The organism is [Roseibacterium] beibuensis (assembly GCF_039542305.1).
Classification (GTDB): Bacteria; Pseudomonadota; Alphaproteobacteria; order Rhodobacterales; family Rhodobacteraceae; genus Roseibacterium; species Roseibacterium beibuensis.
In genome coordinates, this window is record NZ_BAABHW010000015.1 from 1 (window position 1) to 1,208 (window position 1,208).

The 1,208-nt window shown below is 59.4% G+C and carries 1 protein-coding gene; it reads right to left on the minus strand.

The window, feature by feature from the left end:
• Positions 1 to 24: 24 nt before the first annotated feature.
• A protein-coding gene (locus tag ABD923_RS19070) for an IS3 family transposase (protein ID WP_259555334.1) occupies positions 25 to 1,127 on the minus strand; the annotation gives its coding sequence in 2 pieces (ribosomal slippage) (positions 25 to 866 and positions 866 to 1,127; 1,104 coding nt in all).
• Between the last annotated feature and the right edge of the window lie 81 nt (positions 1,128 to 1,208).

Sequence of the window (1,208 nt, forward strand, 5' to 3'; positions counted from 1 at the left end):
GGAAGCTGGATTTTTCCGGCTCTTTCACGATGACGGGCTGGTGACGCCATCGGGATAATGCATGGCGATCGGGACGTTGTATCCGATCGCGCTATGGGGTCTGTCCTCGTTGTAGTGCCGACGCCAATTCTCCAGTTTTTCCCGGGCATCTGCAAGGCTCATGAACCAGTGAGCGTTCAGACATTCCGCCCTGAGCTTGCTGTTGAACGCCTCGATGAACCCGTTGTCCGTGGGTTTCCCGGGCCGTGAGAAGTCGAGCGTGACATCATTCGCATAGGCCCAGAGATCGAGGTCGCGCGAGATGAACTCGCTGCCGTTGTCGACTCGTATCGTCCTGGGATAGCCGATCTGTCCGCAGACCCGCTCAAGTGTCTGCACGACATCCTCGCCCCGATAGGTGAAGCGCGGATCCGCTGCCGGACAAAGGCGGGAATGCGTATCGACAACGGTCAGAATGCGAAGCTTCTTTCCCAGGGCGAGCTGGTCATGGACAAAATCCATCGCCCAGACGTCGTTAGGTCCAACGGCCTCCTGGCGGTCTTCCCTGAGCTTCGCCTTCACCCGGCGCTTCGGGTGCTTGTTGCGGAGTTGCAGGCCCAACTCGTTGTAAATCCTGCGGGTCTTCTTCATGTTGATGAGCCATCCCTCGCGTCGCAGCAACACGTGGACGCGCCTGTAGCCATAGCGCACACGCGTCTCGGCAATCTCCTTGATCCGCCTCTCGACGGCAGCCTGATCCGTCCGCCGGGACTTGTAGTGGTAGGTGGAGGTGTCGAAGCGGATGGTCCCACAGGCCCTCCGGATCGACACGCCCCAGTCGACGCACATCCCGCTGACGATTTCGCGCAAACGGCCAGGCTTCAAAGCTTTCGGCGAATGACGTCCTGAAGCATCTCACGATCCAGCGTCAGGTCGGCGACGATCTTCTTCAGCCGGGTGTTCTCGTCTTCGAGCGCCTTCAGACGGCGCATCTCGTCCGGCAGCAGGCCGCCGTACTTCTTCGTCCAATTGAAATACGTCGCCTGGCTGATCCCGGCCTTGCGGCAAATCTCCGCAACCGGCGTACCTTGCTCACCTTGCTTCAGGATGAACGCCTTCTGCGCCTCCGTGAACTTCGATGCCTTCATGCGATTCCGCTCCTCTCCCAGCCTGGGAAACTTAGCGGAAAACTCCAGCTTCAACCGATCCAATTTTCAGGGAGCAGAGCA